Below are 24,519 nucleotides of genomic sequence, written 5' to 3'. Positions count from 1 at the left end.
ATTTTTTGTTTATGTTATAATTTACTCTTCAGTTGGTACGAAGCCCGCTGATTCAAGCGCTGTAAAAACAGGCTTAATCTGCACATAGCCTTCACCAACCACTTCATCATTGACTAGCACTAAAGGGTAGAAAAATTCATCTTCTTGAATACGGTTTGCGTAATCTTGATCACGTTCATTATCAATTACACCTTCAATATCGATATAGCGGATCGTAAACGGCTGTTCCGGATATTTTCGTGAAATTGCAGCTTGGAGCCATTCGTATGTATCTTTGGAAGATGGTGCATTTACACAGCTGGCACAGATGATGTCAGCGCCGAATACTTCTATAACTGGATGAGATTGTGACATAGGAATTCCAACCTTTCGTTATTCAATAATGGATTTTTTTGCTCCTTCACATTATAATGATTTTAATGAAGGGAGTCGAGCAAAATGACAGAAACAGAACAATATGCACAAGTACAAGAAGTTTTAGATAAATTACGTCCGTTCTTATTACGAGACGGCGGGGACTGTGAATTGGTAGATATTGAAGATGGTATCGTGAAATTGCGTTTACTAGGCGCATGCGGTAGCTGCCCAAGTTCTACAATCACATTAAAAGCAGGTATCGAACGTGCACTTTTAGAAGAAGTGCCAGGTATCCTTGAAGTAGAACAAGTTTTCTAATTTAAATCAAAAGAGCTGCCAAGAAAGTTATTGCTTCCTTGGCAGCTCTCTTTTATAGGGCGACTTTACCGCGCGCTTCACGAACTAATTCCCATTGCTCTTTAGCCATACTAACAAGTTTGGCTTCACCGCCTACACGCTGGCTTTCAATTACACGTGAAAAGAAACGTGTTGCATTTTCATAATCTCCGATGCGACGAGACAGTTCAGCAACCATGTATACAATCCGTACATCCGACATCGATGTACCTGCATAATCTTCCGTAGAATAGCTTTCCATGTAATGATCACGGGCCAACTTTAAAAAGCGCTGTTCCTGTATATCATTTTTTATTGACCGATATAACCATGCGAGGCGCAATGCCAAGCCGGAAGTAATGACAAATTTTTCTTTTTTGATCGTTGCACAAAACAACGCGAGCTTATAGGTTTGAATTGCTTCGAAAACAGTACGCTCTTTACTGAAACTGTGCGGTACCCAATGACTGCAAATTTTTTCATTGATTTGTTCTTGCACACCTGGAGCAAAATATTTACTGAAGTCTTCAGTAAATGAAAACCCGCAATGCTGACAGACAAAAACATTATAATATAATGCATTTACGTTATTGTCTGTATAGACCGGCTGAAAATCGGATGCTGTATGTTCAATTTTTATGGATTTGGTACGAACTTTAAGTGTTGAAAAACTTTTCTTGCAATGAATACAGTTCACTGTCTTTTCGTAATATGGGGAAATTTCCATAAAGTTTCATACCTTTCGTTTAAATATGTTCCCTTATTATAGCAAGGAAATTTAAATAAGTGTGAGTAATTTACTGAATTTGTGTGATTTTTTTAGGTATTTTATCCTTATCCCTTTTTAGGTAACACAGGAATATAATCAGGTAGAGCAGTTTTGTTGTCAGATAGCTTTTACAATTGTTATGATTAATAAAAGAAAGTAGGTGACTGGAATGGCAAGTGAAAAACAAGTAATCATTTTAACAGAAGCGGCCTCATTTCAAGTCAAAGAAATGATGGTTCATAACGAAGAAGAAAATGCGAGCCTGCGTGTAGCAGTAAAAGGCGGAGGTTGCAGTGGTCTTTCATATGGTATGGCATTTGAACAAACAATTAATGACGATGACTTTGTTGACAACCAACACGGCATTCAAATTATCGTATCAGAAGAAGATGCGGGCATTTTACAAGGAACAAAAATTGATTTTAAACAATCATTAATGGGCGGCGGTTTCACAATCGACAACCCGAACGCACTTGCTTCATGCGGATGCGGCACAAGCTTTAAAGCAGCAGCACGTCCGGCAGTAGAACAACCATGTGAATAATGGATTGTGAATAACGAGTCTCTTTGATTTGTGATGTTAATAACATTACAAATCAAAGAGGCTTTTTTTAGTGTGAAAAACAAAATAAACAACTGAAAGAGTAAATTCTGTAAAAATATGTTGGATTAAGTAAAAAGTTGGGGTAAAATGACATTCGGGAATTAAAACTAGTACTTTTATCTATATTTTGTAGTTGTGGGGAAGTTATTTATACTCTATTCTATCGTGAGTAATAGTTCATTAACTCTATAATTATATAGGTTAATTAGTTTCAGTAACCAAATATATGAATACAAGGGGTGTATAATAATGAAAAAACAATCTAAATCCAGGTCTAAATCTAACTCTTCCATTAAATCAAAGTTAATTGTTATTTCTATTTTACTTTTGATTGTGCCGATGATTGTAATTGGAATGACAAGTTACCAGAAAAGCTCTACCAGCTTAGAGAAATTAGGTAAAACAAACTTGCAAAACAGTGTTGAATTTACACTTGCTACAATAGATGCTTATAATACGGAAGTTGAAAAAGGGAATATTCCACTTGAAAGTGCTCAAGAGAAAGTAAAGGAGATTATTTTAGGCGAAAAGAATGGGGATGGCGTTCGACCTATAAACTCTTCAATCGATCTTGGGGAAAACGGCTATATGATTGTTTATAGTCAAGATGGAACCCGTATAGCGCATCCATCTAAAGAGGGTGCGAGTGCATGGGATGATGTGGATGAAAACGGTGTGAAATTCGCTCAAGAGATGATTAAAATAGCAAATAATGGCGGTGGGTTTACTTTTTATAATTCCGCATTGCCAAATAATAAAGAGCAAATTGAGGAGAAGGTTTCCTATTCAAAAGTAGATCCAAACTGGGACTGGGTAGTAACTGCCAGTACCTATATGATGGATTTTAATCAGCCTGCTACAGAGTTGTTGACAATTATTCTTGTTGTTATGGGGATTTCAATTATTCTAGGGGTAATCATTATTTGGTTCTACACTAATTTAATTACTAAGCCAATCATTAAAGTTACTGAACAGATGGGGTATTTGGCCAATGGTGATTTAACGAAAGAACTGCTGTTAGTTAAATCAAAAGACGAAATAGGCAAATTGGCGGATGCCATCAATCTATTACATAAAAATCTTAAAAATTCGATGAAAAAAGTTGCCGATACTTCAGAGTTATTAACGAGCCAAAGTGAAGAACTATCACAATCGGCCGATGAAGTAAGGTTGGGATCGGAGCAAGTGGCATCTACTATGCAAGAATTGGCTGCAGGTTCGGAAACACAGGCTCATAATGCGAGTGAACTGGCATCGGTGATGAATACATTTGTTGAAAGAGTCCATGATGCGAATGAGAATGGGTTACGGATAGAAGAGAATTCAAAAGACGTCTTAAGTATGACCAATGACGGATCTGAACTAATGAAAAAATCAATTCAGCAGATGGAAAAAATCCATGCCATTGTAAATGAATCAGTAAAAAAGGTTGCCGGATTAGATAAGCAGTCACAGGAAATATCCAATTTAGTGACGGTCATTAAAGATGTAGCCGATCAGACGAATCTCCTTGCTTTAAATGCTGCAATTGAAGCTGCAAGAGCTGGAGAACACGGTAAAGGATTTGCTGTAGTTGCTGATGAGGTAAGGAAGCTGGCTGAGCAAGTATCTAATTCTGTAACAGATATTACGGGGATTGTGGACAATATTCAAAAGGAAACTTTTTTTGTTTCTGACTCACTGCAAACGGGCTATAAAGAAGTCGAGCAAGGAAAAATCCAAATTGAATCAACAGGTGAAACTTTCGAAGGGATTAGTAGTGCTGTAAAAGAAATGGTAAATAGTATTACAACGATCGGCCAAAACTTATCGGAAATTACAGCCAGTACACAAGTGATGAATGGGTCCGTTGAAGAAGTTGCATCGGTCTCCGAGGAATCCGCTGCCGGCATCGAACAAACAGCAGCATCTGTTCAACAAACGAGCAGTATTATGGAGGAAGTAGCAGGCAGTTCGAAACATCTTGCCGATTTGGCGGAAGAACTCAATGCATTAGTTGGTGAGTTTAAACTTTAATTAATTTAGGCAGCTTGACTGCACTGTGAATAAAATATAACTAATGTTGAAACCTTTAGCGGTGTACTGCCGTTAAAGGTTTTTATATAAAATCGACCTTTTCGTAGAAAAAATAAATTATCTTAATTTTAAAACTTATATTTCCTATAAAATAACTATGTTTTATCGGTTGGTTTTGTATTATTATAAGGATTGAATTATTATAGATTTATTACCATACTGCTAGGGGGCTTTTTAAATGAGTGTTTTAGAGTTACTGGATAAGTTAGATCAAATCGAAATTTTATATGAGCCAATCTATAGTGCAGATGGTCATCGCATTGTGGCTTATGAAGCGATAGGCCAAGTGGAAAGTGAAAATGAAAATGAACCGATCAATATTGAGCAATTTACATATGAAAAAGACGTACCAGCAGATATTAGAGCAGAAATTGAGCAAATTTTTGTTCGCCGATCATTGCAAAATGTTGCTCATTTGATTGACGATGTTGGCTTGTATATTCCATGCAACCCCGAACTGCTTTTACTGGATTTTGGGGAAAGTTATTTTACGATGCTGAAAGAAACAGTTGCCGAATCGAACCTCCCAAACATTACCCTTGTCATGACGGAACATCTTTATGAAGGAGAGCTGAATCAGCTGCAGCATTTAATTCGCTATATTAAAACATATGGCATCAAAATTGCTTTGGCAGATGTCGGTCCGCAAACCCAGCTTGAAAATATTTTACTGCTTGAACCGGCTATCCTTAAAATCAACGTCGCCCAGTTGAACTATAATTTATGGGGAGCGCAAAACCATGCGTTTTCAACAATTCGAACACTTGCCGTAAAGATGGGGACGCAATTATTAGTCGAAAATATTGAAACAGTGTACCAATTACAGCACGGATGGAAAAACGGTACCCGTTATTTTAAAGGACCTTATTTGCAACTGCCGCATAAAGAGCTGCAAGTACGCGATGCTTTAAAAGAACGCTTTCGCAAAGATTGTGAACAGTTTATTGCAACGGAAAAGAAACTCCTTCTTCAAAAGTATGAAGAAATGAAACGTCTTGAACGGACGATTTGTTCAACAGTTGAGCAAATCAATCCATCCACTTCACAGATTGATAAAATGATGCAGCTGGCAAATGCTTTGGAAAAATGTGCATTTCGTATTTATATTTGTGACAGCAATGGTTTCCAGACATCCCCGAATATCCGCTGGAACGAGGGGAAATGGGAAAAGCAAGAAGAGATCATCGGCAAAAACTGGAGCTGGCGACCATACTTCCTGTTGAACATTATTAAAATGACAAAAGACAATAAAGGCGAGTTGTCTTCCGTTTACAGTGACATTGAAACAGGCGAATTGACACGTACGTATTCAATGGCTATTTCAAACGAAGAGTTTTTGTTTATCGATATTAAATACGATTATTTATATGAACATAACATTGTAAATTGACGAAACGATTAATATCCATATGTTTGAAATCACGCAGGAAAAACGCTACTATTATGTTAGTATTTCAGTAAATTACCGTTTGCTGGCGCTCTATAAAAATGGCAAATAGATTTATAGCGCCGGTTCATTAAAATGAAGGGGTTTGATTGAATGAAAAGACCGACTATTTTAGTATTAGGCGCAGGGTATGGAGGATTAACAACAATTGTAAATCTCCAAAAATTAATCAATACAAATGAAGCAGAAATTATTTTAGTGAACAAAAACGACTATCATTATGAAACAACATGGCTGCATGAAGTAGGGGCTGGTACGATTTCTCCGGATAAAGCCCGTTATCCGATTTCAAAAGTTATTAATCACAATGTAACGTTCGTCATTGCGAATGTAGAAAACATTGATGCCAATACAAAGAAAGTAGAAACATCAGCTGGTGAGTTCTCGTACGATTATTTAGTGATCGGCTTAGGTTTCGAAGGGGAAACATTCGGCATTCCTGGTCTGAAGGAACACGCATTATCATTGACGAATATTAATACTGCACGTCAGGTCCGTGAGCATATTGAATATCAGTTTGCTTCCTGGACATTGGATGAAGTGAAAGACGACAGTAAACTTACGATTGTCGTAGGCGGTGCCGGCTTTACAGGCATAGAATTTTTAGGAGAGCTCGGTAACCGAATTCCTGAGCTTTGCAGAGAATTTGATATTCCTCAAGAAAAAGTGCGTCTTCTTTGTGTAGAAGCAGCACCGACTGTATTACCTGGTTTTGATCCGGAGTTGGTCGATTATGCGCAGGAACAGCTGCGTAAAAAGGGTGTGGAATTTTCTATCGGCACACCGATTGTGGAAGCGACAGCAGAAGGTGTGAACATTAAAAAAGATGAAGAAAACACGGAATTCATTAAAGCAGGTACTGTTGTATGGGCAGCGGGAGTCCGAGGAAATGCATTAATCGAGTCTTCCGGTATTGAATCGAACCGCGCACGTATTGCGGTCCGTGAAGATATGCGCGCACCAGGCTTTGACGATGTCTTTGTCGTAGGGGACTGTGCATTTTTACTGAATGCGGAAGCAGGCAGACCTTATCCGCCAACAGCTCAGATTGCGATGCAGCAAGGTGAAATCATCGCCAAAAATATTAAGCATTTAATGAATGATGAGCCGACGGAAGTGTTTGCTTACGATGATAAAGGTGCTGTTTGTTCATTAGGTCAAGAAGATGCTATTGGAACAGCATTCGGCCGTAAATTTACCGGCAAGCCAGCATCGGCATTAAAGAAAGTCGTTGATGACCGCGCATTGTATTTAGTCGGCGGTGTCGGCTTAACATTGAAAAAAGGCAAATTCAAATTTATATAAACGAACTTCAAACTTGCAAACGAATGTGTAACGCTTCCTTTGCAAGTTTTTTTACACCGTATTAACGGGAAGCAACAATTAAGCAGTTTCTAATCAGTGGAGCATGAAGTCAAATACCATCACAGCAAAGGGGGAATGTTATTTATGAAAAAGGATCGAGGAAAAGTTTGGCTTGGAGTTGCCGCGATTGTTGAAAATTCAGCAGGGGAATGGCTGCTCGTGAAAAAAACATATGGGGGACTAAAAGGAGCATGGTCTTTACCGGCCGGATTTGTTCAGCCAGCTGAAACCGTTACAACGGCTGCTGTGCGTGAAGTGCTTGAAGAGACGGGGATTCTCTGTGAAGTAAAGGGACTTGTTGGTTTTCGTTCCGGCGTCATCCTGAATGATATTAGTGATAATATGGCGATTTTTTATTGTAAGCCGGTAGATGATAATCAGCCTTTTACATTGCAGGAAAGAGAAATCGGCGAAGCATGCTGGATGGCACCGAGTGAAATTATTCACCATGAACTGTCATCGGTTATGCTCAGAGAAATGGCTAACCAGCACGCAGCGCAACATATTCACCCGATTATTGAAGGAGTGAACCCGGGGGACGTGTTCGGCTATAGCGAATACCATCTGTTTTTCAAAAAATAAGCCATTTACTTTATGAAAGATTTCTTACAATATTAGTATTCTATACGTTATTTTGGATGTTGAATTGAAAGCACCCGTTATATCATGTAAAATTATGATAGATTAATGGGGGTATACATAACATGAATGATGTTTCGTTAGTACAAGTAATTATTTCCGTCGTATTATTTTTTGTCATGTTTTTCGGAATCGGCTTTTTATTGAATATGTTATTGCGGATGACATGGTTAATGGCTATTGTCTATCCGGTTGTCGTAATTTTTATCATCGATGAAGTAAGCTTTTTGGATTATTTTTTTAAGGCAGGGACAGCATTTCCGGCTTTAAGCGACAAAATTCAGGCATTACAGATTGTGGATATCGTTATCTTGGCTGGTGGCTTTGCCGGGGCAATCGTATCCGGCTTTGTTATGATAGCACTGCGAAAAGCAGGATATCGCATGTTTTAGTTTACTTCTGCAAGGTGTCTGCAACAGAATAAAGGGGGATGTTAAAAGCCGGTTTAGCCTTTAACATCCCCTTTTTTTATAACACTTGAATGGTGTACCATAAAGCTGCAAAAACAATTCCTGCCAATCCCCCGATGAACACTTCACTTTTTTTGTGACCTAATAATGTTTTTAAATCCTCGATTTTTTCTTGTTCATTCATTTCCGGCCAGCGTTTAATTTCATCAAAAAACAAGCGGAGATCGTGGCGCAGTTCGTTTAAAACGGCCGCGTGTTGTCCAGCCTGAAAGCGTACATGGCTTGCATCGTACATGACAATTCCGGCCAACATAGCTGCAACAGCAAAAGTCGGTGAATCAAATCCTGTCTCAATACCGACTGCAGTAGCAACACTTGTTACAGCTGCAGAGTGGGAACTTGGCATTCCGCCGGTAGATGTCAGCAAGCTCCAATCCACTTTTTTCGTTACAATAAAATGGATCGGTACTTTTAGGATCTGTGCAAAAACAATTGCAAAAACCCCAAGCCAAAGCGGCGTATTTTGTAGAAGTTCGATAATTACACCTACTTTCTCCTCATTGCTATAATTATATCATTTTCCCTATAATCGTTTGAATTTAAACTTGCAGAAAAATAAAAATTATTGGATGTTTCGATACCCGAATTAAAAGAATTTGTATATAATGAAACTATACTTTAGGAGGTTTTTAACTATGAATATTGAATCAACAGCAAAAACGTTTGAATCACAAACTTCTGAAACATTGATTATCGGAGTACAAAAACATCGTGAACAAATGAAAAACTGGTCAACGTTTACTGAATTTTATGGAGATGTTATTGACACATGGCTTCATGCAGGTGAAATTTCATCAGATACAAAAAAGATTACGAAATTACCGTATTCGGGCAACCATTCTTCACTTAAACGTATATACTTTGTCGGCCTAGGTGAACGCAAAAATATAACAGCGAACGAATTACGTGAAGTATTTGCAGCAGTAGGTAAAGAACTGAAAGCGGCAAAAGTAGGCGATGTGGCAGTTTGGGTAGAATCTTTTACAACAGATCAGCTGGAAGAATCGGAAGTGGCTTACTTAGCTGGTGAAGGTTTAAATTTAGGCTATTATTCAGTACAAAATTATAAAACTTCTTCAAATGAGCCGAACACGTATTTTGATCAAATTCAATTTGTTACAGAAGCGAACATGGAAGATGTGATCGGTAATTTCGAAGTAGGGAAAATTTATGCGGATGCGGTAAACGAAGCGCGTACATTAATCAACTTGCCTCCTAATTTACTGACAGCAAGTGATTTGGCGGATTACGCAACAGAGCTTGCGAATATTTATGGATTAGAAGTTGAAATTTTAAACAAAGCACAAATGGAAGAACTGGGTATGGGTGGTATTTTATCTGTCAATAAAGGTTCTGTAGAAGAGCCGCGTTTAATTACATTGAAGTATAAAGGGAAACCGGAATGGGAAGATGTAATCGGCTTTGTCGGAAAAGGTGTAACGTACGATACAGGCGGTTACTCATTAAAACCGCGTGAAGGCATGGTCGGCATGAAAGGCGATATGGGCGGAGCAGCTGCTGTTCTTGGTGCGATGCGCATTATCGGTGAAACTCGCCCGAAACAAAATGTTGTTGCCGTAATCGGATCTACAGACAATATGGTATCAGGTGAAGCATTCAAGCCGGATGATGTTATTACAATGTACAACGGCAAAACAGTTGAAGTATTAAATACAGATGCGGAAGGCCGTTTAGTATTGGCGGATGCTATGACTTATGCGAAGCAGCAAGGAGCAAACTATTTAATCGATGTAGCGACATTAACGGGTGGAGTAATCGTTGCGTTGGGCAAAGATAAAACAGGCGCTTTAACAAATAACGAAGAATTCTTTGAAGAGTTTATGGGTGCGGCACTTGAAACAGGTGAGTTCGTATGGCGTTTACCATTAACAGAAAGCGATAAAAAGCGTATCCGTAAATCGGAAGTGGCAGATTTAAACAACTCTCCGGGTCGTGACGGCCATATGATTTTCGGCGGTGGCTTCGTTGGAGAATTTGCGGAAGGAACTCCTTGGGTTCACCTTGATATTGCAGGGACTTCTGATGCGGATGCACCGCATGCATTAGGACCAAAAGGCGGTACAGGTGCCATGGTTCGTACTTTAGCAACACTGGTAGAATTACGCGATAACTAATTATTAAAGAGATGCTTTGCGAGGAAAAAACTTGCAAGGCATCTTTTTCATTTTTAGGCGGGTGACTAGCGGCTCTCATAATTATGAATACACTATTCATAAGGGAGGAGGACATGAACATGGTTAATCGCAATCGTTACTATAATCCAGGTTTTGGATTCGGATATCCGTTTGGGGTTCCTTTTTTAGGGAGCTTTTTAGGAGGGTTTTTAGGGGGGTCACTGAATAATAATCGATACGGACCATATCCGCCGTATTATCAACCGTATCCGCCTAATTACTACTATCCACCTTATTATCCGCGCTATCCGAGACGCTACTGGTAAGAATGCGGTAAGTAGTGAAGGAGAGGCTTGCTCGTCTCCTCATTGTTAGCTATGATGAGGAAAAGAAATATTACGAGTTTTGAGGGAACAAGATGATGAAAAATCCTTATTTGTATGGCTACTTACCATTCATTACAATTATATTATTTAGTTTTTCGTTCAGTATGTTAGCCATATCAGAATCGCTACAACTGCTTCATGCAATCGGTGTCTATAATGGGATGCGTGAATTTTTATCGGATCTGGAGCTGCGCTTTGTATTACTGATTGTATTTGTATTACTATTTTTCATGATTTTTTCAGCATTAAAGCTGATCGGGGAGACGATTCACGAGCTTGGAATGCTGTTCTTCTCAAAAGATAAAGAAGGGCAAACGATTCATGCTGCACGCGGTGGATATGTCATCTTCTTTTTTGGAGCATTTGCTTCAATAATTGGGAGCCAATCCTTACCGATCTTAGTCGGCATTTTTATTTTTACGATTTTTTGTTATTTCATTTACAACGTTTATAAAAAGAGTCAGTATATGTCCATTCCAGGTGTGATCGGATTAATCTTTTATGAAGTACTTACCTGGTTCCTGTTATTGGCTCTCGTGATCTATGCAGTTATTAAGCTGTACAACGGAATTCTTGCGAGCTTGCCGTTCGCATAGTATAAAAAAAGCTTGTTAGGATTTTAGCGGGGGAGGTGCGCTATTTAAAACTAACAAGCTTTTTTTATTCTGTTATCGCGTTAAATATTGCAAAATGAATTTTTGCGCGTTCGATCGCTTCCATTGAACGGGGCTGATCGTAGCCAATCCAAACGGCTGCCGTATAGTCATTCGTCAATCCGGCAACCCAATAATCTTTGAATTCGTTTGTCGTTCCGGTCTTGGCCCCGATATAGCCGGATGCGCTATAGAGGCCTCTCCCTGTTCCGGTAGCCACCGTTTCATTCAAAAGGCTGCGCATCGTTTTTGTAGTCGATGCAGACCATATTTCCTCCCGTTTGCGCGGCCAGCTAAAAATCGTTTCTCCATTTATATCAGTTACTTTACGAATGCTATGGGCAGGTACATAATAGCCGTCGACAAAACTGGAGTAAGCATCGGCCATTTCCAGTGAAGTCACCCCGTATGTTAACCCGCCCAGAGCTGCGGCAAATGTGCGGTCTTTTTCTATGATCGATTCAAAACCGAACCGGTTAATATAACGGAATGCTGTTTCAACCCCTATAGCATTAAACAGTCGTAAAGCACTTGTATTAACACTGTTTTTGAAAGCTGTTTCCACAGTTATATTGTTGTACCAGATTCGTCCATAATTATCAGGACAGAAATTTCCTACACAGTACGGCCCGCCATTTACGATTGAATAAGGTGTAGCGGATGTTTCTTCAAAGTAAGGGGCAAACACACTGATTGGCTTAAATGCAGAACCCGGCTGTCTCGGAGATTGAAAAGCACGGTGCAAATCATGCTTCCGATAATTTTTACCACCAAATATACTGATCACTTCACGTGTTTCATTATCAATAATCGTTGCACTTGCCTGTAAATCGGTCTTCGGTAAAATCCGGTTAATAGCCATTTCATCCTGTCGCTGTTTCTCAGGCTGCAGTGCTGTATATACATGAACACCTTGACGTAAAATGGCGTCCGTTTTTTTCTTCAGCTCCAGCTGTAGAAATTCCTTTTCCATCTTATCGGAAGTGTTGTCGATTTTTTCACGGTAACCTGTTTGTTCGGCAATAAGCCATTTCAGTTCTTCTAAAACGTATGTACTGTAGCTCGGATACTGCTGTGCTTTTTGTTTAATCGTCAATTGAATCGGTTCTTTTTTATACGTTATTGCTTCATCAGCTGTAATAACCCCATGCTCTGTCAGTTTATCGAGTAACCGTTCCTGCCTGCTTTTGGTATTATTAAAGTGCACGGACGGGTCGTATAATGAGGGATTGTTCGGAATCGCCGATATAAAAGCAATTTCGGGTATGGACAGTTTTGCCAAAGGACGATTGAAGTAATAAGTTGCCGCTGCTCCTATGCCATATACTTGATTGCTGAAATACATTTCATTTAAATACATCTCAAAGATTTCGTCTTTTGAATAAGTTTTCTCAATTTCGTAGGCGTAAAAAAGCTCCATCAGTTTCCGCTCATATGTTTTGTCCGTTGTTAAATAACGCATTCGGACAAGCTGTTGTGTAATAGTGGAACCGCCTTGCTGAATGGACTGCTCCGATTTATTTGCAATGAGGGCACGGGCGATTGCACTCACATCAAAGCCTATATGTTCATAAAAACTTTCATCTTCACTGAATATAAACAGCTGCTTAGCAATTTCAGGGACTTCATCCAGCGCAAGTGGCTGTGACCATTCAGTATATTCTTCACTGAAAATTTTGTTGTTTGCATCGTATAACGTAATGGGCGATGTGGAAGTTACTTCAGGGAGCTTGATCGACTGCTTGATTAATTGTTCATGCTGCTCCGCTTTCGCAAGTTCTTTCCAGGCCGCATTCCCGATTAGTAAAAGTAAAGGAATGCTACATAAAATGACAATGTAGCCGAAAAGTTGTTTCATGGATAATTGGCCCCCAAATAGGATATTCATTAAAATTGTCCAAACAAAAAACAACAAAATGAAAACGTTAGAAGCGTAATCATCTGTTGTTTTTTAAAGGATACCATATATACATTGAACATTTAAGCATGTTTTTTTAACATCTCGTCCATGTACTGCGTCGGAAGCTTTTTCAAGAAGGACATAATGACAAAGCCGATTAAAAATAGTAGGCCGGTCGTATAAAATACGGAATGAATTCCGCCAAAGCTTGCTACCACTCCGCCTAATACCGGTCCGATGATATTGCCAAGGAAACGGAAACTCTGGTTGTAGCCCATAATTTCGCCTTGCACTTCAACCGGTGCTTCACGGCGAATAAGAGCCGAAGTAATCGGAATGAGACCGCCGGATATAATACCGAACAAGAATCGTAAAATGATAAGCTGCCATAAATCTGTAACGAAAGCCTGTGGAATGATGAAAACGACGGCAAGGACTAACAAGTACGATAAAATTCGTTCATATCCATAATGGTCGGCCAATTTCCCCCAAAATCTCGCGAAACATATGTTACCTAGGCCGGCAGCACTAAAGGTAATACCGGCGAGCATAGCAACTTCCTGAGAAGGGGTCAGTTCAGATACGTAAAGGGACAGCAGTGGCTGAATACTAAAGTTCCCGATCTGAATAAGTGACGTTACGAACATTACATTTAAGATGAGGCGATGATGGAAAATAGCCCATATGACATTTCTCCGTGAATAAATCTCATTTTTAACTTTCCGAATAATGGCCGGCTCATGAATACCGAAAATAATAATAATCGCCGCAATTGTAATTGTGACTGCTGTAATGAGGAACGTGTACTGAAAACCAAAAGTATCCGCCATCAATCCGCCGATTACTGGACCGAATAATGTCCCACCAACACTGCCCATCTGCAATGTCCCGAGTGTTTTTCCTGCTACTTCTTTCGGAGTATGCTTACTTATGAACGCAATGGAAGTAGGGATAAAGCCGGTTACAACACCCATCGCAAGCCTGAGTACAAAGAATTGCTCGACATTTTGAACATAACCCATTAATAAGATACTTAACCCAACCCCGAAGCAGTTGATGATCATAATAGGCTTGTACCCATATTTGTCGGCAATTCGCCCCCAAATCGGTGACATTAAAAATGCTGTAATAAATGTTGCCGCAAAGATGATTCCGGCCCATGTCTGGACATAGCTATCTGTAAAGTCGCCGAGCGTATCAATATATAAAGACAAAAACGGCATGATCATCGTAACAGAAGCCGCAACAATAAAGTTTGCTATTAAAATGATGATGAAATTATGTCTCATATTTTTCTTCAATTTATCACTTTCTTCCTTTTTAATTATTTAGTATAACTTATTTCGGAATACGAAGGAAGTTCTTCACAAGATATTGGCTTAAAATATTAGAGTTATGGTAAACTTGGACTTGGTATTAAAGGGGAAGTTTGGTTTCTATACCTATACCCATCCATTCCACAATTTATTTAAAGGAGAGACAAAAATGTTTCCACAATTATCGAAAGAATTAAATCCAGGTGAAGTAATGGTAGAAATGAACACAACTATGGGTTCAATCAAAATTAAATTATTCCCGGAGCACGCACCAAAAACAGTTGAAAACTTTTTAGGGCATGCAAAATCAGGTTATTATAACGGTATTATTTTCCACCGTGTAATTCCAAACTTCATGGTACAAGGTGGCGACCCAACTGGTACTGGTATGGGCGGCGAGTCTATTTGGGGCGGTACATTCGAAGATGAGTGTGTACCTGAATTAATGAACATCCGTGGCGCATTATCAATGGCCAATGCGGGTCCTGGTACGAACGGATCTCAGTTCTTCATCGTTCAAGCACCTCAAGTTGAAGTATCTATGCTAAAACAAATGGAAGTGCGCGGCTGGTCTAAAGAAGAAGTGGAGTTTTACAAACAAAACGGCGGTACACCATGGTTAGACGGCAAGCATACAGTATTTGGCCAAGTAGTTGAAGGTATGGATGTTGTTGACAATATTGTTAAAGTTGACCGAAATATGCACGATAAGCCTAAAGAAGATGTTAAGATTGAGTCAATCACTGTAATTGACTAATTTTTAAAGGACGTGTGGGCAAGTGAACCAATTTTTAATGAATTTCTCTGGTGGCTTTTTGTATTTCCCGGAAGACAAGTCATTGTATCTTCCCGCTGCAATTGAATTCGCAATACTACTGATTATTGTTTTTTTTACATTCCGGTTCGTCCGCCGTATCGCTGCTCGTCAGGCTGCACAGGCTAAAATTTTAGAGGAACGCGCATTAAAAGAACGTGATGCTCGTATCGCTAAAGAAACCATTAAGGAAGAATAAAACAATAATCAAAAACATGTTATAGAAGTAGGGGCAGTCCGGAGTGATTATTCCGGCTGCCCCTTTTGTTTGATTATTCGAATGTAGCCATCGTTCGTTTTATGCGTTCAACCCCATCTTGCAATAGTTCAAATGGACAAGCAACATTGATGCGCAAGAAACCTCTTCCTGCTTCACCATATTTTGTCCCCGGATCTAACGCAACTTTTCCTACCGAAAGAAGGCGTGCCATCAGTTCCTTTTCTTCAATTCCTGTTTTGCGGTAGTCTATCCACATTAAGTATGTTGCATCAGGAAATTCTACATGGATACCTTCAATAGCATTCAATTCTTTTACGACATATTCCATATTGTTTTTCAAATAACTAAGAAGCTCGTCCAACCAAGGTGCTCCTTCTGTATAGACAGCTTTTACAGCAGTCGAAGCAAAAGTATTTAAACCTAAGTTGCCGTGTGCCTGTGTATTTTTCTCGATTGCTGTATATAATTTTCGGTCCGGTGCAACGATCATAGCAGCATGAATTCCGGCAATATTGAATGTTTTCGTTGGCGCAATACATGTAATAATTTTTGCCTCGTTTGCATTCGCTAATGTTAAGACAGGTGTATACGCTTTTTGAATTGAAATATCGGCATGAATTTCATCGGATAATAGATACACATCATATTGAATACATAGTGCAACTAACTGTTCCAATTCTTCGGGACTCCATACAATACCGATAGGATTATGCGGATTACATAAAACAAACAGTTTAATACCGGCGCGGAATATTTCTTCAAGCTTCTCAAAATCCATCGTATATTGCCCGTTTTGTTCGGTTAATTCACATGTCACGACTTCACGTTTCTGAGCCGCCGGTACGTTTGTGAATGGCGGGTATGCCGGTGTGGACATTCCGATTTTATCGCCAACCTCTGTAAAAGTTTCGATAATCGTCGCGATTGCCGGCACAACACCCGGCTGGAAAATAATCGTGTTTGGATCGATCGACCATTGATGGCGTGTATCATACCAGTGAACAATCGCATTTTTTACATCATTGTCGGCAAAAGTATAGCCGAAGATTGGATGCTCCAATCGAGCCTTTAACGCGTCTGTTAAAGCAGCAGGTGGAGGGAAGTCCATATCTGCTACCCACATCGGCAGTAATTCTGTTGTATCTTTCAAATTGTAAACGACATTCATCATATCCCATTTTACAGATGCGGAACTGCGACGCTCATGAACTTTATTAAAAATAGACATTTGAACCCTCTTTTCTTATGCTTTCTTTCAGATTATGGTATCATACTAACTATTATAAGAGGTAGTTAGGTGAATCAAATGGATAATATTGAAATGAATCAAAAATGTGTACATTTATTGGAGCAGTGGGATCCTTTTAACTACGGTTCCGAAAGTTATGCTACTGAAACGGCAGATGTTGTCGCTGCGCTTCAAAATATTGACGATCCAACAACATTGGCAAAAGTCATTCAAAGAGTTTACGAATACTCCTTTGAACAATGGATCCCTTTTGAGCAATGTGTTGCCATCGCATATAAATTAATTGCCGTAAAATTCGAAGCGAAGTGTATTATATAAAAATGCAGGCGACCTGTAGATTGAGGTCGCCCGCATTTTAATGTAACCCGTCGATTAAGTTAGAAACCGGTACTTCCAGAACAGTCGATAAAATTAAAATGGTTTGGGTTGAAGGAATTTGCTCACCGTTTTCGTAGGCTGTCAGTTTTTCCGTACTTACTTGTGTTCGTAATGAAAGCTCTTCAATTGATAAATTCTTTTCCGAACGTAAAGATTTTAACTGTTCCTGAAACTGCAATTTCATTTCCCATCTCCTCCCCGTATGTTTACTATCATATGAACAATAGCTTATTAGGTCCCTTAATTGTAAAAATAAAAAAACTTGCCCGAATTTCATATCGAACAAGTTTTTTAATTAACTAAAGAAAACTTTATTAATAAAGATAGCTGCAATTGAAAGTGGTGCTACATAGCGTACTATAAACAGCCAACAATTATAAACAACAGGTGATGCCTGCATTTCTTCACGAGAAATTTTCTTCGAATAATAATATCCCGCAAAAATAGATGTTAAAAAGGCACCGATCGGCATTAAAATCGCGCTCGTTACATAATCAACAAAGTCAAAAATGGAACGTTCAAAAATGGTGATATCCGATAAAATCCCGAACGATAAAGCACTAGGAATACCGATGATAAAAATCATTGCTGCCAATAACCAAGAGGCTTTCTTACGCTGCGCTGTTTTTTCCCGAATCCCTATGGAAACGACCACTTCCAACAATGCAATCGCTGAAGTAACTGTCGCAAACAACAGCAAGATGAAAAATACGAGCAATAAAAATCCGCCAAACGGCAATTGCTCAAAAACAGCTGGAATCATTATAAATACTAAGCCAGGCCCTTCTGTAGGAGAAAAGCCTAATGCGAATACGGCAGGGAAGATAACAAGACCCGCCAGTAGAGAAATCGCGATATTCATACTCGCTACATTAACTGCAGAAGTTACAATCTTCTCTTTTTTGGATAAATATGAGGCGTATGTAATCATCGCCGCAACTCCAATACTAAGAGAGAAGAATGCTTGGCCTAACGCCAACATTAACGTATCGCCGTTCATGTATGACCAGTCTGGTATGAACATGAACTTAACGCCTTCCATCGCACCATCCAATGTAATCGAACGGATAAACAATAAAATGAAAAACAAGAATAAAATCGGCATCATCCACTTACTTGCAGTTTCAATCCCGTTTTTTATCCCCGCTTGTACTATGAATAATGTTAAAAGCATGAAAGCAGCTTGTGCGATTAACACTTCCCAAGGGTTCGCAATAATATCAGAAAACAAAGTCCCGAAGTTAACACCTTGTCCCGTAAGTGAAAAACTAATTGCCCGTAGTATATAACTTAATATCCAACCACCTACAACACTATAGAAAGATAATATTAATCCGCATGCTACTAGGCCAATCCAGCCGATCATAAACCACGGTTTGTTTGGAGCCTGCTCTTTAAATGATGTAATCGGATCTTTTTGACCGCGTCGTCCAATCATAAATTCCGCAATTAATATCGGCAAGCCAATTAAAACTGTACATATAACAAATAAAATAATAAATACACTACCGCCATTCGTACCCGCCATATAGGGGAACTTCCAAATCGCGCCAAGACCGATTGCGCTTCCTGCTGCCGCAAGTATGAATCCTATCTTAGATGTAAATTGATCTCTAGATGACAAAACAAAACCTCCTCATATATATGCAAGTACTCATTTTACAGCACGAATCCCGTATTTAGCAAAAAGTTTTGTGAATTTATCGGAAGTGTAAATCGAAAGAGAGAAAATTTTCACATTTTTTTAACCGGACTCTTATTTAATGCCTTGAAAATGCTAGATTAAAGCGATTCTTTGTTACAGCCCGTCTCATATGTTATAATTTAACATGACATTTACGTATATACGAAAAGAAGGTAGGAACAAAGTATGGCAAAAAAAATTGAAGTGGGTGACGTGCTAACGGGTAAAGTGACAGGAATTCAACCATACGGAGCTTTTGTTGCTTTAGATGAATATACGCAGGGACTTGTGCATATTTCTGAAATCACATACGGTTTTGTAAAGGATGTAAGTGATTTTTTATCCGTCGGGGATGAAATACAAGTTAAAGTTCTGGATGTGGATACGGATCAAAAAAAAATAAGTTTATCAATACGCGAATTGCAGGAAGTACCGTTTCACCGAAAAAGGGACATGCCGCCTCGGCGAACTTTGCAAGATCGGGTTGATGAAGTGGATGCGGACGGCTTTCAAATTTTGAAGGAAAAGTTGAAAGATTGGATCGAACAATCTGGACACTAGGCAGGACATGCTCAATTAATTTCAAAATAAATTGAGCATGTTTTTTTATGGATGAATCTGGTCAGTTTTGAGCAAAATTTGTAAAAAAAGCGCTTTCTTCGTTTATTATCAACGGAAAAATTAAAAGTGTATAAAATGTGGCTAAATATTTAACAAACTCCGAATAAAGTATGTTACAATGTTGGCGGAAAGACCCAAATACATCAAAATTTAAAGAGGCGAATTATAAAATGGCTGAAAATTTGAACTTATTTACATCAACTCAAGAAGTAATTCATGAGGCATTAAATAAACTAGGCTATGATGAGGCAATGTATGAATTATTGAAAGAACCGGTTCGTATGTTGACTGTGCGTATTCCTGTAAAAATGGATGACGGTACAACAAAAGTATTTACTGGATACCGTGCACAGCATAATGATGCAGTAGGTCCAACAAAAGGTGGCGTACGTTTCCACCCAATGGTATCGGAAGAGGAAGTGAAAGCGCTTTCGATGTGGATGACGTTAAAATGCGGTATTGTTGATCTTCCATATGGTGGAGGTAAAGGTGGCGTTATTTGTGACCCGCGCGAAATGTCTATGGGCGAAATTGAACGATTAAGTCGTGGTTATGTTCGTGCAATCAGTCAAGTAGTTGGTCCAACAAAAGATATCCCGGCACCGGACGTATTTACAAATGCTCAAATTATGGCTTGGATGATGGATGAGTACAGCCGTATGGATGAATTTAACTCGCCAGGATTCATTACAGGTAAACCAATCGTTCTTGGCGGTTCACAAGGCCGAGATCGTGCAACAGCTGAAGGTGTTACAATTGTTATCGAAGAAGCTGCTAAAAAACGTAATATTGATATTAAAGGTGCACGAGTAGTTATTCAGGGCTTCGGTAACGCTGGTAGTTTCTTAGCGAAGTTTATGAGTGACTTAGGTGCAAAAGTTATTGGTATTTCAGATGCACACGGTGCGTTGCATGATCCGAACGGTTTGGATATTGATTACTTATTAGATCGCCGTGACTCGTTTGGAACAGTTACGACATTGTTTGAAAATACAATTTCAAACAAAGAGCTTTTAGAACTGGATTGCGATATTTTAGTGCCTGCTGCTATCGAAAATCAAATTACAGCAGACAACGCATATCAAATTAAAGCAAACATCGTTGTAGAAGCTGCGAACGGTCCGACAACTGCCGAAGCAACAAAGATTTTAACGGAGCGCGGTATTCTTCTAGTACCGGACGTTTTAGCTTCTGCTGGTGGTGTAACAGTGTCTTACTTTGAATGGGTTCAAAACAATATGGGTTATTATTGGACGGAAGAAGAAGTACGTGAAAAGTTATATTCAAAAATGACTGCTGCGTTTGAAAATGTCTACACAACAGCACAAAACCGCAATATTAACATGCGTTTAGCTGCTTATATGGTAGGTGTACGCCGCACTGCCGAGGCCTCTCGCTTCCGTGGATGGGTATAATCATTATATTATTAAGTCTCACTCCTATTATGGAGTGGGACTTTTTTGAAAAATAGGGGGAACCATTGATGAACGAATTTTCATTTTATAATCCAGTAAAGATTCATTTTGGTAAAGGCAGTATCGAACATTTACGAAAAGAACTTCCGCAATATGGCCAGAACATTTTAATTGTATATGGTGGAGGAAGTATTAAATCGAATGGTGTATACGATGACATTATGACCATCCTAAATGATTTGAATATGAACGTATTCGAACTATCTGGTGTCGAGCCAAACCCTCGTGTAGAAACAGCGCGTAAAGGGATTGAAATCTGTAAAGAAAATCAGGTTGATATCGTATTAGCAGTAGGTGGCGGTTCGGTAATTGACTGCTCTAAATTAATCGTTGCAGGTGCAAAGGTGGAAGCGGATGCTTGGGATATCGTAACAAGAAAAGTAATGGCAACAGAAGCATTACCATTGGCAACTGTTTTAACTTTAGCTGCAACAGCATCTGAAATGAACTCAGGTTCGGTTATTACGAACTTAGAAACAAAAGAGAAATATGGTTGGGGCAGCCCGGTAACTTTCCCGAAATTCTCGATTTTAGATCCATCTTATACTTATTCTGTACCGGCGAATCAAACGGTAAATGGTGTTGTTGATACAATGTCGCATATTTTTGAGCAATATTTCAACAATGCGACAAACACACCGATTACAGATGAAATGAGCGAGGGGATTTTACGTACGCTGATTGATGTTGCGCCGAAAGCATTGAAAGACCCGTCGAACTATGAGCATCGTGAAACATTAATGCTTGCAGGAACAATCGGCTTAAATGGATTCCTGGCATTAGGTTCACGCGGTGACTGGGCAACACATAATATTGAGCATGCAGTTTCAGCTTATTATGATATTGCACATGCAGGCGGTCTAGCTATCATATTCCCGAACTGGATGAAGCATAATTTACATGTGAATCCTTCCCGTTTCGCAAAAATAGCTGTCAATGTATTCAAAGTGGATCCGACAAACAAAACTGAGGAACAAGTTGCATTGGAAGGTATTGAGGCATTATCAGCATTCTGGACATCTCTTGGAGCTCCGAATCGTTTGGCTGATTACGATATTGATTCGACATACTTCGAACAAATGGTGGAACATTGTATGGTATATGGTCCATTCGGTAACTTCAACAAACTTGAAGCAGACGATGTACGTAAAATTTTAGAAATGTCATTATAAGAACATAAATAAAGGGAAGCGGTCTATATGTGGACCAGCTTCCTTTTTCAATTAAATCATGCCTTTTTCAGATTCAGGCTTTGATGCGGTATGTTTCCAGCTACGTTCGCCATTATCTTCATCGAATGCCATCGTAACTTTTGTAACACCTTTTTGGTTTAGCAGCAGTGTTGTCAAATTGTCACGCACATCATCCAAATAGGCGAGGGATAAATTCGGGTCTGTTTCTGCAATCAGTTCAACATGTAAAAATTCGCCTTCTTTAATTACTTCAAGTCGTGCGATGTCTGCTATATTTGGATCTTCCATAACAAGATTTCCGATATGCACAAGCATTTCTTCATCGGTTTCACCGATTGCGCCACGTGCGTTATCTAAGAAGACACGACCTACTACATAAAACATCATTAAACCGATGACCATCGATATAAAACCTTCCAATCGGTAGAAACCGGTAAAGTATGCGATGATAATCGCCAAAAACGCCAGGACATTACCTGAAGTAGCGACTAAGTCTTCCATCCATACAAGCTTGGTTGCCGGTTTTGCGCGCTTTAAATACTTTGATGACTGGAAAATTATTATTCCTTTAGGTTCAACACCAACTTCATGAAGCACTTCTTTAGCAGCTTTATTTAAAACAAAACCTTCCAGAAGAATACCAATTGCCAATACACCAAGGGCAATCCAAATTCCGGATGATTCCGTTGCAGGATGGATGAAATGGTGCCAACCTTCTTTAATTGTTTCATATGATAGGATTGCTACAATTAAAACGGCACCCAGACAGACTAAGTTAACAATACGACCGTATCCATTCGGAAATTTTGGTGTAGGAGCTTTCTTTGCTAAGGCTGAACCTATGAATACGAAAAACTGGTTTGCTGCATCCCCGAAAGAGTGCATCATTTCGGCAAACATTGCAACATTTCCTGTAAAGAAGAACGCAATCCCTTTAATGGTACCTAAAAATGTATTGACGAATGCTGCAAGTAAGGACGGTTTATTCCCATCCTTTAGTAATCTGAAAAATTCTCCCATGGCACTTCCTCCGTTAATCTAAATATTCGATTTTAATATTTACTACATAATCCAATTTTCGTAGCCGGTTATAAAGCTCGATTGTATGGTTCGTTTCGACCGTAGATAATCGTATATCGATTTCATGTAACAATTTTTCGGAAAATGGTACATCTCGAATTGAAATGTTATCGATATACATATCATGCTGCCTCAAATAGTCCACGACATTTTTTATATTGTCTGCTTGGTCAGTATTGATAATTAAAGAAACTTCGCGCATTCGTAGCCGTTTCGGACCGAACCTCAACAGGAATGGAGCGAGAAGTTCAATCCCCAATACGACAATAAGGACCGTAATAAATGCTTCAATATAAAAACCTGCGCCTACAGCTATTCCAATAGCGGCGGCACCCCAGATCATGGCAGCTGTCGTAAGTCCTGTTATACTGTCATTCCCTTTGCGCAAAATAACACCGGCACCTAAAAAACCAATACCGCTTACGATTTGTGCTGCTAAACGCAAAGGGTCCATTGTAATGTTAATATCGTCCCGAGCAGGAGTTGAATAGGCAGTCTCAATTGAGATGATTGTAAGTAAACAACTGAATGTCGCAATTACTAAACTTGTCTTTAGACCGACTGGCTTCTTTTTCAATTCCCTTTCGATACCAATAATTAAACTTAGTGTAGCCGCAATTAGCAATTTTAATAAAATTTCTACCGTAAATTTATCATTCGCTAACCATTCCATATCCAAACATCTCCTTCATTCAAAATGGAATTCAAATCCTCTCGAAAAAAATTCTTTAATAAGGTATAGTTTGATAATGTGAATATGAGGTATCGCAAAATATTTCGTATTAGATGATATATATAGAAAGAAGGGTTTTAGTGGAAAGACCACCAATCCACCCGTATATTCCTATTATTATTGGGGTAATCTCTGTTTCCCTTTCTGCGATTTTTGTAAAACTTGCAAGTGCAGATTCTGGCGTTATTGCATTTTACCGTATGCTGTTTTCAATATTGATAATGCTCCCATGGTTTTTAATGAAATATAGCAATGAAATCAAAGTACTGTCAAAACGTGATTGGATATTTTCATCAATCGCAGGAGTATTTTTATCATTTCATTTTATATTATGGTTTGAATCATTAAATTACACTTCTGTAGCGAGCTCTACTGTACTCGTAACAATGCAGCCGCTATTTGCATTTATCGGAACGTATTTATTCTTTAAAGAAAAGATAACGCTTCAGACATTCATTGCAGGGGGCATTGCAATATTAGGCAGCGTCCTTATCAGCTGGGGAGATTTTCAAATTAGCGGTACGGCACTTTACGGAGATATATTAGCATTGATTGCTTGTGCCTTAATAACAGGTTATTTATTGTTCGGGCAAGATGTACGGAAAAGATTGTCTCTTGT

26 protein-coding genes and 1 pseudogene (1 of these 27 running past the window's edge) are annotated in these 24,519 nt (G+C 39.0%); 17 read left to right on the top strand and 10 right to left on the bottom strand.

Annotated features, from left to right (window positions below):
- Positions 1-21: 21 nt before the first annotated feature.
- A complete protein-coding gene (locus MKY51_RS13345) occupies positions 22-354 on the bottom strand; it encodes a YuzD family protein (protein ID WP_008409039.1) in 333 nt (110 codons plus the stop codon).
- A 28-nt stretch (positions 355-382) separates the two neighbouring features.
- Here MKY51_RS13345 and MKY51_RS13340 point away from each other — a divergent pair.
- Positions 383-675 (top strand): annotated as a pseudogene (locus MKY51_RS13340) (NifU family protein).
- Positions 676-727: 52 nt separating this feature from the next.
- Here MKY51_RS13340 and MKY51_RS13335 read toward each other — a convergent pair.
- On the bottom strand, positions 728-1,420 hold the full coding sequence (locus tag MKY51_RS13335; protein ID WP_339172813.1) for a DUF2225 domain-containing protein: 693 nt from the start codon (positions 1,418-1,420) through the stop codon (positions 728-730).
- A 211-nt stretch (positions 1,421-1,631) separates the two neighbouring features.
- On the opposite strand from MKY51_RS13335, the gene MKY51_RS13330 reads away from it, so the two are divergent.
- From MKY51_RS13330 to MKY51_RS13305, 6 genes are all read left to right on the top strand, one after another.
- Positions 1,632-2,006, top strand: coding sequence for an iron-sulfur cluster assembly accessory protein (locus tag MKY51_RS13330; protein ID WP_079524175.1), 375 nt, complete (start codon positions 1,632-1,634; stop codon positions 2,004-2,006).
- 309 nt (positions 2,007-2,315) lie between these two features.
- A complete protein-coding gene (locus MKY51_RS13325) occupies positions 2,316-4,082 on the top strand; it encodes a methyl-accepting chemotaxis protein (protein WP_339172808.1) in 1,767 nt (588 codons plus the stop codon).
- Positions 4,083-4,320: 238 nt separating this feature from the next.
- The gene (locus tag MKY51_RS13320; protein ID WP_339172806.1) at positions 4,321-5,532 is read left to right on the top strand and encodes an EAL-associated domain-containing protein; all 1,212 of its coding nucleotides are present in this window, start codon (positions 4,321-4,323) and stop codon (positions 5,530-5,532) included.
- A 150-nt stretch (positions 5,533-5,682) separates the two neighbouring features.
- Positions 5,683-6,894, top strand: coding sequence for an NAD(P)/FAD-dependent oxidoreductase (locus MKY51_RS13315; protein ID WP_339172803.1), 1,212 nt, complete (start codon positions 5,683-5,685; stop codon positions 6,892-6,894).
- Between the two features lie 144 nt (positions 6,895-7,038).
- Positions 7,039-7,536 carry an NUDIX hydrolase gene (locus MKY51_RS13310; protein ID WP_339172802.1) on the top strand — a complete coding sequence of 166 codons (498 nt, stop codon included), beginning with the start codon at positions 7,039-7,041 and terminating at the stop codon, positions 7,534-7,536.
- Between the two features lie 122 nt (positions 7,537-7,658).
- A complete protein-coding gene (locus MKY51_RS13305) occupies positions 7,659-7,985 on the top strand; it encodes a YuiB family protein (RefSeq protein ID WP_339172800.1) in 327 nt (108 codons plus the stop codon).
- A gap of 76 nt (positions 7,986-8,061) precedes the next feature.
- Here MKY51_RS13305 and MKY51_RS13300 read toward each other — a convergent pair whose 3' ends face one another.
- Positions 8,062-8,541: a divergent PAP2 family protein gene (locus MKY51_RS13300; protein ID WP_079524169.1), complete on the bottom strand. Its 480-nt coding sequence runs from the start codon at positions 8,539-8,541 to the stop codon at positions 8,062-8,064.
- A 157-nt stretch (positions 8,542-8,698) separates the two neighbouring features.
- Here MKY51_RS13300 and MKY51_RS13295 point away from each other — a divergent pair, with 157 nt between their 5' ends.
- The 3 genes from MKY51_RS13295 (at position 8,699) to MKY51_RS13285 (ending at position 11,180) form a co-directional block, all read left to right on the top strand.
- Positions 8,699-10,198: a leucyl aminopeptidase gene (locus MKY51_RS13295; protein ID WP_339172798.1), complete on the top strand. Its 1,500-nt coding sequence runs from the start codon at positions 8,699-8,701 to the stop codon at positions 10,196-10,198.
- Positions 10,199-10,317: 119 nt separating this feature from the next.
- Complete coding sequence (locus MKY51_RS13290) at positions 10,318-10,524, top strand: hypothetical protein (RefSeq protein WP_339172795.1); 207 nt, start codon at positions 10,318-10,320, stop codon at positions 10,522-10,524.
- Between the two features lie 95 nt (positions 10,525-10,619).
- Positions 10,620-11,180 (top strand): YufK family protein, encoded by a 561-nt coding sequence (locus MKY51_RS13285; RefSeq protein WP_339176638.1) that lies wholly within the window; start codon positions 10,620-10,622, stop codon positions 11,178-11,180.
- 64 nt (positions 11,181-11,244) lie between these two features.
- Here MKY51_RS13285 and MKY51_RS13280 read toward each other — a convergent pair whose 3' ends face one another.
- Together MKY51_RS13280 and MKY51_RS13275 are read right to left on the bottom strand one after the other, a co-directional pair.
- Entirely contained in the window at positions 11,245-13,095 is a 1,851-nt protein-coding gene (locus MKY51_RS13280; protein ID WP_339172792.1) for a transglycosylase domain-containing protein, read from the bottom strand.
- 122 nt (positions 13,096-13,217) lie between these two features.
- Positions 13,218-14,426, bottom strand: coding sequence for an MFS transporter (locus tag MKY51_RS13275; protein WP_339176637.1), 1,209 nt, complete (start codon positions 14,424-14,426; stop codon positions 13,218-13,220).
- A 196-nt stretch (positions 14,427-14,622) separates the two neighbouring features.
- Between MKY51_RS13275 and MKY51_RS13270 the strand changes: the two genes are divergently transcribed.
- Together MKY51_RS13270 and MKY51_RS13265 are read left to right on the top strand one after the other, a co-directional pair.
- Positions 14,623-15,210, top strand: a complete 588-nt coding sequence (locus tag MKY51_RS13270) for a peptidylprolyl isomerase (protein WP_079524164.1) — start codon at positions 14,623-14,625, stop codon at positions 15,208-15,210.
- 22 nt (positions 15,211-15,232) lie between these two features.
- Positions 15,233-15,466 (top strand): hypothetical protein, encoded by a 234-nt coding sequence (locus MKY51_RS13265; protein WP_339172788.1) that lies wholly within the window; start codon positions 15,233-15,235, stop codon positions 15,464-15,466.
- Between the two features lie 73 nt (positions 15,467-15,539).
- On the opposite strand, the gene MKY51_RS13260 is transcribed toward MKY51_RS13265, so the two are convergent.
- On the bottom strand, positions 15,540-16,715 hold the full coding sequence (locus MKY51_RS13260; protein WP_339172785.1) for a MalY/PatB family protein: 1,176 nt from the start codon (positions 16,713-16,715) through the stop codon (positions 15,540-15,542).
- A 78-nt stretch (positions 16,716-16,793) separates the two neighbouring features.
- On the opposite strand from MKY51_RS13260, the gene MKY51_RS13255 reads away from it, so the two are divergent.
- Positions 16,794-17,054 carry a DUF1871 family protein gene (locus MKY51_RS13255; protein ID WP_339176635.1) on the top strand — a complete coding sequence of 87 codons (261 nt, stop codon included), beginning with the start codon at positions 16,794-16,796 and terminating at the stop codon, positions 17,052-17,054.
- 37 nt (positions 17,055-17,091) lie between these two features.
- On the opposite strand, the gene MKY51_RS13250 is transcribed toward MKY51_RS13255, so the two are convergent.
- On the bottom strand, positions 17,092-17,298 hold the full coding sequence (locus MKY51_RS13250) for a helix-turn-helix transcriptional regulator (protein WP_339172783.1): 207 nt from the start codon (positions 17,296-17,298) through the stop codon (positions 17,092-17,094).
- Between the two features lie 111 nt (positions 17,299-17,409).
- Positions 17,410-18,738, bottom strand: a complete 1,329-nt coding sequence (locus MKY51_RS13245) for a sodium-dependent transporter (RefSeq protein ID WP_339172781.1) — start codon at positions 18,736-18,738, stop codon at positions 17,410-17,412.
- Between the two features lie 246 nt (positions 18,739-18,984).
- Here MKY51_RS13245 and yugI point away from each other — a divergent pair, with 246 nt between their 5' ends.
- The 3 genes from yugI (at position 18,985) to MKY51_RS13230 (ending at position 22,066) form a co-directional block, all read left to right on the top strand.
- Positions 18,985-19,359, top strand: a complete 375-nt coding sequence (gene yugI / locus MKY51_RS13240; protein WP_339172779.1) for a S1 domain-containing post-transcriptional regulator GSP13 — start codon at positions 18,985-18,987, stop codon at positions 19,357-19,359.
- Positions 19,360-19,589: 230 nt separating this feature from the next.
- Entirely contained in the window at positions 19,590-20,834 is a 1,245-nt protein-coding gene (locus MKY51_RS13235) for a Glu/Leu/Phe/Val dehydrogenase (RefSeq protein WP_339172777.1), read from the top strand.
- A 68-nt stretch (positions 20,835-20,902) separates the two neighbouring features.
- Positions 20,903-22,066, top strand: a complete 1,164-nt coding sequence (locus MKY51_RS13230) for an iron-containing alcohol dehydrogenase (protein ID WP_339172774.1) — start codon at positions 20,903-20,905, stop codon at positions 22,064-22,066.
- A 51-nt stretch (positions 22,067-22,117) separates the two neighbouring features.
- On the opposite strand, the gene MKY51_RS13225 is transcribed toward MKY51_RS13230, so the two are convergent.
- The gene (locus MKY51_RS13225; RefSeq protein ID WP_339172771.1) at positions 22,118-23,107 is read right to left on the bottom strand and encodes a cation diffusion facilitator family transporter; all 990 of its coding nucleotides are present in this window, start codon (positions 23,105-23,107) and stop codon (positions 22,118-22,120) included.
- 13 nt (positions 23,108-23,120) lie between these two features.
- Complete coding sequence (locus MKY51_RS13220) at positions 23,121-23,840, bottom strand: MgtC/SapB family protein (RefSeq protein ID WP_339172769.1); 720 nt, start codon at positions 23,838-23,840, stop codon at positions 23,121-23,123.
- 140 nt (positions 23,841-23,980) lie between these two features.
- Between MKY51_RS13220 and MKY51_RS13215 the strand changes: the two genes are divergently transcribed.
- Positions 23,981-24,519, top strand: the 5' portion of a protein-coding gene (locus MKY51_RS13215) for a DMT family transporter (protein WP_339172768.1). Its footprint extends 352 nt past the window's final position; the window shows 539 of its 891 coding nt (coding positions 1-539); its start codon is at positions 23,981-23,983; the stop codon falls past the right edge of the window.

It is taken from the genome of Solibacillus sp. FSL R5-0691 (assembly GCF_037974225.1).
Taxonomy (GTDB): Bacteria; Bacillota; Bacilli; order Bacillales_A; family Planococcaceae; genus Solibacillus.
The sequence above is the reverse complement of the archived record's forward strand: the minus strand, read 5'-3'. Positions and strand labels throughout refer to the sequence as shown.

Coding starts and splice junctions, on each gene's coding strand:
- MKY51_RS13345 (WP_008409039.1), bottom strand. CDS start 354: ATGTCACAATCTCATCCAGTTATAGAAGTATTCGGCGCTGACATCATC.
- MKY51_RS13335 (WP_339172813.1), bottom strand. CDS start 1,420: ATGGAAATTTCCCCATATTACGAAAAGACAGTGAACTGTATTCATTGC.
- MKY51_RS13330 (WP_079524175.1), top strand. CDS start 1,632: ATGGCAAGTGAAAAACAAGTAATCATTTTAACAGAAGCGGCCTCATTT.
- MKY51_RS13325 (WP_339172808.1), top strand. CDS start 2,316: ATGAAAAAACAATCTAAATCCAGGTCTAAATCTAACTCTTCCATTAAA.
- MKY51_RS13320 (WP_339172806.1), top strand. CDS start 4,321: ATGAGTGTTTTAGAGTTACTGGATAAGTTAGATCAAATCGAAATTTTA.
- MKY51_RS13315 (WP_339172803.1), top strand. CDS start 5,683: ATGAAAAGACCGACTATTTTAGTATTAGGCGCAGGGTATGGAGGATTA.
- MKY51_RS13310 (WP_339172802.1), top strand. CDS start 7,039: ATGAAAAAGGATCGAGGAAAAGTTTGGCTTGGAGTTGCCGCGATTGTT.
- MKY51_RS13305 (WP_339172800.1), top strand. CDS start 7,659: ATGAATGATGTTTCGTTAGTACAAGTAATTATTTCCGTCGTATTATTT.
- MKY51_RS13295 (WP_339172798.1), top strand. CDS start 8,699: ATGAATATTGAATCAACAGCAAAAACGTTTGAATCACAAACTTCTGAA.
- MKY51_RS13290 (WP_339172795.1), top strand. CDS start 10,318: ATGGTTAATCGCAATCGTTACTATAATCCAGGTTTTGGATTCGGATAT.
- MKY51_RS13285 (WP_339176638.1), top strand. CDS start 10,620: ATGAAAAATCCTTATTTGTATGGCTACTTACCATTCATTACAATTATA.
- MKY51_RS13280 (WP_339172792.1), bottom strand. CDS start 13,095: ATGAAACAACTTTTCGGCTACATTGTCATTTTATGTAGCATTCCTTTA.
- MKY51_RS13275 (WP_339176637.1), bottom strand. CDS start 14,426: ATGAGACATAATTTCATCATCATTTTAATAGCAAACTTTATTGTTGCG.
- MKY51_RS13270 (WP_079524164.1), top strand. CDS start 14,623: ATGTTTCCACAATTATCGAAAGAATTAAATCCAGGTGAAGTAATGGTA.
- MKY51_RS13260 (WP_339172785.1), bottom strand. CDS start 16,715: ATGTCTATTTTTAATAAAGTTCATGAGCGTCGCAGTTCCGCATCTGTA.
- MKY51_RS13255 (WP_339176635.1), top strand. CDS start 16,794: ATGGATAATATTGAAATGAATCAAAAATGTGTACATTTATTGGAGCAG.
- MKY51_RS13250 (WP_339172783.1), bottom strand. CDS start 17,298: ATGAAATTGCAGTTTCAGGAACAGTTAAAATCTTTACGTTCGGAAAAG.
- yugI (WP_339172779.1), top strand. CDS start 18,985: ATGGCAAAAAAAATTGAAGTGGGTGACGTGCTAACGGGTAAAGTGACA.
- MKY51_RS13235 (WP_339172777.1), top strand. CDS start 19,590: ATGGCTGAAAATTTGAACTTATTTACATCAACTCAAGAAGTAATTCAT.
- MKY51_RS13230 (WP_339172774.1), top strand. CDS start 20,903: ATGAACGAATTTTCATTTTATAATCCAGTAAAGATTCATTTTGGTAAA.
- MKY51_RS13225 (WP_339172771.1), bottom strand. CDS start 23,107: ATGGGAGAATTTTTCAGATTACTAAAGGATGGGAATAAACCGTCCTTA.
- MKY51_RS13220 (WP_339172769.1), bottom strand. CDS start 23,840: ATGGAATGGTTAGCGAATGATAAATTTACGGTAGAAATTTTATTAAAA.